At 56.9% G+C, this 6,459-nt stretch carries 5 protein-coding genes; 3 read left to right on the forward strand and 2 right to left on the reverse strand.

The window, feature by feature from the left end; genetic code table 11:
* Nucleotides 1–10: 10 nt before the first annotated feature.
* On the forward strand, nt 11–1,009 hold the full coding sequence (locus AC1D1M_RS15380) for a 2-hydroxyacid dehydrogenase (RefSeq protein WP_477776311.1): 999 nt from the start codon (nt 11–13) through the stop codon (nt 1,007–1,009).
* 111 nt (nt 1,010–1,120) lie between these two features.
* Here the strand turns inward: AC1D1M_RS15380 and AC1D1M_RS15385 are convergent, their stop codons facing one another.
* Nucleotides 1,121–2,314, reverse strand: coding sequence for a pyridoxal phosphate-dependent aminotransferase (locus AC1D1M_RS15385; RefSeq protein ID WP_477776312.1), 1,194 nt, complete (start codon nt 2,312–2,314; stop codon nt 1,121–1,123).
* A 482-nt stretch (nt 2,315–2,796) separates the two neighbouring features.
* Between AC1D1M_RS15385 and AC1D1M_RS15390 the strand changes: the two genes are divergently transcribed.
* Nucleotides 2,797–3,081 (forward strand): LuxR C-terminal-related transcriptional regulator, encoded by a 285-nt coding sequence (locus AC1D1M_RS15390; RefSeq protein ID WP_477776313.1) that lies wholly within the window; start codon nt 2,797–2,799, stop codon nt 3,079–3,081.
* A 50-nt stretch (nt 3,082–3,131) separates the two neighbouring features.
* Entirely contained in the window at nt 3,132–3,881 is a 750-nt protein-coding gene (locus AC1D1M_RS15395) for a response regulator (protein ID WP_477776314.1), read from the forward strand.
* On the opposite strand, the gene AC1D1M_RS15400 is transcribed toward AC1D1M_RS15395, so the two are convergent.
* The coding region (locus AC1D1M_RS15400) for an RHS repeat-associated core domain-containing protein (protein WP_477776315.1) at nt 3,875–6,459 on the reverse strand (2,585 nt) is incomplete at its 5' end. The genes AC1D1M_RS15395 and AC1D1M_RS15400 overlap by 7 nt on opposite strands.

The following is a 6,459-nucleotide window of genomic DNA, read 5'->3' on the forward strand; positions in this document are numbered from 1 at the left end:
GATTACGAAGATGAGAAAGCAGGTCGTCCTGTACAAGAAACTCTCGCCGATGCTCATGGCACGCCTGCATGAGCAAACCGAAGTGACGCTGATCGACAGCCTCGATTCCGAAGGCCTCAAAAAACTGCGCGTAGCCCTGCCACGCGCCCACGGCCTGCTCGGCGCCAGCCTGAGACTGGATGCCGAGTTGCTCGACCTAGCGCCGAATCTCGAGGCCATCGCCAGCGTCTCGGTGGGCGTCGATAACTACGACATCGACTACCTCACCGAGCGGCGAATCCTGCTCAGCAATACGCCGGACGTGCTCACCGAAACCACCGCCGATACCGGTTTCGCCTTGATCCTGGCAACCGCCCGGCGTGTGGTGGAACTGGCGAACCTGATTCGAGCAGGCGAATGGAAACACAACATCGGCCCCGCGCATTTCGGCAGCGACGTACACGGCAAGACTCTGGGCATCATCGGCATGGGTCGCATCGGCGAGGCTTTGGCCCAACGCGGGCATTACGGTTTTGGCATGCCGGTGATCTATCACAGCCACTCACCGAAACCGGCAGTCGAGCAGCGTTTCAATGCGCAGTACCGTAGCCTGACCGAACTGTTGCAGCAGGCCGATTTCATTTGCCTGACGCTGCCGCTGACCGCCGAAACCGAAGGGCTGATCGGTGCGAACGAATTTGCCCTGATGCGCCGGGAAAGCATCTTCATCAACATTTCCCGGGGCAAGGTTGTCGATGAAGCAGCGTTGATCGAGGCCTTGCGCACAGGGCAGATTCACGCGGCCGGGCTGGACGTGTTTGAACGCGAACCGCTGAATCCTGACTCGCCGCTGTTGCAGTTGAACAACGTGGTGGCGACACCGCATATCGGTTCGGCAACCCATGAAACACGGGAAGCCATGGCCCGGTGTGCAGTGGACAACCTGCTGGCGGCGCTGGCGGGTGAACGGCCGGCGAATCTGGTCAACGGGCAGGCGTGGGGCGATGGACTCCTACCTGTGCGTCCTTGAGCCCGAACGCTTTTAGCGTGTATCGAGTGTCTGGGTTGAGACCGGTGATCATATGGCGCAGGGAGCTGATCGGAATATCGAACGCTGCGCCCACAAGTTGGTGGTGCTGGCTCAGCCAGACACCGCCTGCTGTTCCAGCAAGTCTGACGCACACAAGACGATGCGCCGGCATGCATCTGCCAGCTGCGCTCGATCGACCACCAGACCGATACGAATATGCCCCGCCGCGCTAGGCCCGAATGCTTCACCGGCCAGCACCGACACACCGTAGCCTTCCAGTAGCCGCTCGGCGAAACCCTGGGCGCAAAGCCCGGTCTGGCGTACATCGACCATCACAAACATCCCGCCATCAGGGCGCACCGGCCGGATGCCCGGGCAATGCCCCAGACTCGCGCACACCAGATCCCGGCGCAGGCGATATTCCTCGCGCATCAGTGCGACCTCCGGCAAGTCCTGGTCCAATGCCAGTTGCGCGGCGTTCTGCACAAAATCCGGAATGCCGAACAACATGCATAAGGACAGGTTGACCAGATGCTCGGCCAGGGGTTTTGGCCCGATCATCCAGCCGACCCGCCAACCGCTCATGGCATGGGATTTGGACAGGCTGTTGATCGTTACCGTGCGTGCGGCCATGTCCGGGAGGCTGGCCGGGCTGATGTGTTCACCCTCGTACAGCAGCTCGCTGTAGACCTCGTCGCTGATCAGCCACAAGTCGTGACGAATGCATAGCCAGGCCAATTGTTGCCAGATCGGTAGCGACAAACTGGCGCCGGAAGGGTTGTTCGGGCTGTTGAGCAAAATGGCGCGGGTCTTGGGGGTAATCCGTGTGGCGACATCGGCCGGATCGACGCGAAAACCGTTGCCCGGCCTGACCGGCACCGCTACCACTTTGGCACCGCAGGCGCCGAACACGCCTTCATAGGTGACGTACATCGGTTCGGCAACGATTACCTCGTCGCCCGGATCGAGCAGGCATTGCACGACTGAATACACCGCGCACTGCGCCCCCGGAAAGACGATCACCTGCTCGGCATCCACGGTCTGACCGCTGCGTTGCCGATGCCGGCGGGCGATGCTGTGGCGCAATCCTCGGCTGCCGCGTATTTCAGGATAGTGCGTATCACCGGCCAACAAGCTGTCGATGGCGGCCTGGACGATTGGTGGCGGCGTATCAAAATCCGGATCGCCGATTGACAGTAGCAATACATCGACGCCCTGTTCGCGCAACTCCAACGCTCGATCATGAATCTGCCAAGCCGCCGCCCCGTCGCCGGCAATTCGTTGGGTCAAGGCTGAGTAGCGCATGGTGTCCTCCTTTCACGCGGGTTCCAGTCTCTACCCTATCTCAAATCGCCAAACCCGCCAGCGCGGCACGCATTTGAGCGAACTGCCACTCCGTTCATCGCTTGATACGACTCTTTCAGCGCCCGACGATCCACCGCCCGTTCGTTCCTGACGCGATATTTCGGCGGATGCAGCCTTGTTGTCAGGCGTGCAAAAAGTTCACCGAATCAACATTTTAGTAGCCCGAACCGCAAACGAAAAAAGCAAAGAAACCTCCTACGTAGCGGGTTGAATCACCTGACAGCGCTTTCTGCAAACTCTGATTAAAGTCGCCTACCTGTAATTTCTGACAGGTTTCATGAGGATTGTATCGCGCTATAACGAGATCGTGCCTACAGCCCTAAACCGATATCTGTAGGGCGGCCGCGCGAACCACGCCTTCATGCAGTAGGAAGATTCTGCCGCGCCCACGCCGTCAATGATGATGAATGGGAGATTCAACCATGCACCGCTTCAGCACCACTTCAGTTCGTTTATCGCCAGCCCCTGTCGACATGCTGCCTTTGGAGTGCAAGCAACCCCAGAAGATCAAACTCACCAATCGAGAAAAAGAAATCTTGCAGTGGAGTGCCGCTGGCAAGTCGTCATGGGAAATCGGTCGAATCGTAAGCTGCACAGAGGCCGGTGTGAATTATCACTTTTGCAATATCCGCCGAAAATTCGGCGTGAGATCGCGCTGGATTGCGATGGTCATGGCCCTGGAACAAGGTTTGATTGAACTGCCTTGAGTCAGCCCTTCCACAGCGGTCGGCGTGTCATAGACCCTGTGAGACATTTAATGAAGCTGGAACAGACAGCCGGAACATCACCGCTCCCCCCTTCCCGCCAAAGTGCCTGTGACGATACGCCCGTATCGTACGGGCACCGTAATGGCAAACCGTTACGTATCATCATCGCCGACGACCATCCCGTGGTGCTGTTGGGGGCCGAAGCAGCCCTGTGCTCACGGACCGGTTCAGCGTTCTCGATTGTGGCCCAGGCCCAAAGCGCCGATGAATTGATCGGCCACCTGGAGCGCACACCATGCGACTTGCTGATCAGCGACTACTCGATGCCCTATGGGCGCTTTCCCGATGGTCTGGCGTTGATGGGCTACATCAAACGCCACTTCGGCCACCTCCCCCTGATTGTCATGACCATGCTGCGCAACCCTTCCCTGTTGCGTGCGCTGCTCAATACGGGCGCGAATGGTCTGTTCGACAAGCGAAGCGCCATGAGCCATTTGAACCGCGCGGTGCATACGGTGATCCGCGGTCGGCGACACCTGTGCCCAACCTTTACAACGATTCTGGACACACAGACCCTGCCCCGCGCCGAGAGTGATACCCCTGCGGTCAACCTGTCCGAAAGAGAGCTGGAGGTCGTGCGATTGTTCGTACAGGGATTGTCCGGACGGCAGATTGCGGCCCAATTGAACCGCAGCGAGAAAACCATCAGCCGACAAAAAAGAACCGCCATGGACAAGTTGGGACTTGGCCATGACGGTGGGTTGGTGGAGTTTGCGAGGGTTAGTGGATTAGGTCACTGAAAATCCCTTACCTCCTTTGTCTTAAACGGAACTTCTAATGTTTTTTGGTATACAGGAGTGCCAAATTTTTCATTATCGGCAAGTCTAACACCAGTTGTACGGTACTTATAATAGTGGCCATCTTTTTGCCCAGTGTAGACATTAGGCCTGCTTACACTTTTTGCCTCCTTGTATTCTTCAGGGTATTTACGCCTGTTTCGCTCTATCTTTTTCAGAGCACGTGCTTGCTTTTCTTTTGCCCGCGCTATATCTCTGGATTTCTTATCCGCAGCAGCTTGTACTTCATCAACTAGCGATCTTTGAGAACTTTGCGAAGGGCCTGGAATTTGCCTTTCTGCAGAATTGCTGCGACTGGTATCCGAGCCGTAGTCCGGAGTTGGAGATCTCGATCTGCTTTTAGAAGTTCTAGGCAATGAACTTCTTGACGGCCTGCTACTCAGGGAAAGTTTGCTCAAGTCATCTGTAACGTTGCTCAATTGTCGAGAACTACGGGTAATCGAACTCGATATGCCAGCAGCATCATCGCCAGCCATCATAAATACCGTCGACAGCTTTTGGAAAAATTTCATATGCCCCGTCGGATCCGTATACTCAATCGGATTCCCCATCACATACACATAAGCATTCAACCCCCCCTCCCCAAACGGACTCCAACTGTCCGGACTATGAAACCTCATCAACAAGGAATTGAAGGCCCGGTAACCGTTACCCAACAAGTACCAGCCGACTTGCGTTTCACGCAGTTCGCCGTTGTACCCCAGCACCCCTTCCCCGCCCGTCGAGTAGCCGTATGGCGAGTAAGCGATCGCTTCGCGTTTATCCCGGCTGACCTCGCACAACACGCTGTTCTTGTCATCGCTGGCCAGCAACAGGGACTTTGGGTCAGCACCGTCCTTGAGCTCTGCGAGCACGTCACCATTGCCGCGCATGAACGTGCTGCTGTTGGCCCCCCGGAGCAGGTTGCTCAATTGGCCATCCTGGTAAAAACGGTTTTCATCGTCCTTTGCAGACAGGGTATCCAGCGGGTCGTAACGATGGGTCCGGGGTGTTTCACCCGGTAATGCGCTGATGCTGATGAGCCGGCCATGGACATCATAATCAAGCGTCCGACCCTCCTCGTCGCGGATCATTTCGCCATTGGCGTTGTAGTTCAGCTCAATGACTTTTGGCAGGTAGTCGGCATGGTCGTTGGTCACTCTCGTGAGCTGAGCCGGGTCTTTTTCGTTTTCGTATTCATATACAGCTGTGTTTTTCCCGCCACTGAACCGTGTAATCACCTCAATGTGATTGTCGAGCGCGTCAAACATGAACAATTGCATTTCGATCGACTTCCCGTAAGGGTCGACCGGTGGCTGGGTTCCGCTGCACTCGTAAAACTCCAGACGCCCCCGAACGTCATATGAGTAAATCTCGTGGCGCAACACCGTCTCTGTATCTTTTTCTTCCAGAATGCGTTCTACCAGACCGTCGACTTCGTTGTAGACCTGAGTCAATTGCTGAGCAGGTGCAGTACCAAAATCAAACTCTCGCAACACCTCACGCCCCAGGTCGTCGTAGGTCAGATTGACCGTCAGCGACTGCGCGCCATCCCTGGTTTCAATGCTTTCGGTTAACCCTTGTGCGTTATAGGTAAACGTGGCGACGGTGGTGCCCAGTTCCGTACTCAACAGCTGCCCCGTCGACTTGTCATAGTCATAACGCTGGACCTGTTCCAATACATCGGTGTACGTCAGCAAACGGGCCTGGCGGCTGTAGTGATAATGCATGGTGTAGCTGTCATCGCCCTCATTGCGGGTTTCACTCTTCACCTCTCCGTTGGTGAAGTAGTCACGGGCCAGTGTCAGTCCGTTTTCCTTGCACGATTTCATCCGGGCGTTCTGTCCGTCGTACTCATACTCCGCCTTGCCGCTGGTCTGTGTGATCCGCTCCAGCGGGTCTTCGCCCAACGCAGGCAAGTAGGTGTAATCGACCTCTTCACCAGAAGGCCGGATGACCTTGCCAGGTTGAGCCTGACCCGGCTTGAACTGATAGCCGGTGACGCGACCGCCGGTAATGGATGTGAACATGCGATCAAGGCCGTCAAACGCTTGCTGGCCCAACTCTTTACCGTCGACCCCGATCCAGGTTGGCAGGTCTTCCGCGCTGTGCAGCGCATAACGCCGCTCCACGACGGCCTCATCCGGCAAAGTACTCTTGGTCATCCGGTCAAACACATCGTAGGCGTAGCGGGTGGTGCGGCTCAGCGCATCGGTCTCTTCGGTGCTGCGCCCCAGGCCATCGTATTGGTAAAGATGTTCACTTATCTGCTCGTCGTCCAAGGTGTAACGCTTGACCCAGTCGGGCTTCTCGAACAGGTTGTTCTGCGTCACCGTCTTGCCCATGCCCTCGATCCAGGACGAGGTGATCAGGCTGACCGGATCGCTGAACTCGTACTCCACGACGCCGTCCGGGCGCGTCACGCTGCACTGCTCGCCCCAGTCGTCGTAGGTGTACTGGCTGGTCAGCACCAGATCGTCCTCGGCGTCGGCGCTGCACCAGTCGAGTTCGGTGTCCTGTGTCAGTTGTCCGAGTGCGTTGT

It is taken from the genome of Pseudomonas sp. P1_F7 (assembly GCF_056405655.1).

What these genes read in the sequence shown, in the direction of transcription:
- AC1D1M_RS15380 (WP_477776311.1), top strand. Translation starts at nt 11, where the DNA reads ATGAGAAAGCAGGTCGTCCTGTACAAGAAACTCTCGCCGATGCTCATG.
- AC1D1M_RS15385 (WP_477776312.1), bottom strand. Translation starts at nt 2,314, where the DNA reads ATGCGCTACTCAGCCTTGACCCAACGAATTGCCGGCGACGGGGCGGCG.
- AC1D1M_RS15390 (WP_477776313.1), top strand. Translation starts at nt 2,797, where the DNA reads ATGCACCGCTTCAGCACCACTTCAGTTCGTTTATCGCCAGCCCCTGTC.
- AC1D1M_RS15395 (WP_477776314.1), top strand. Translation starts at nt 3,132, where the DNA reads ATGAAGCTGGAACAGACAGCCGGAACATCACCGCTCCCCCCTTCCCGC.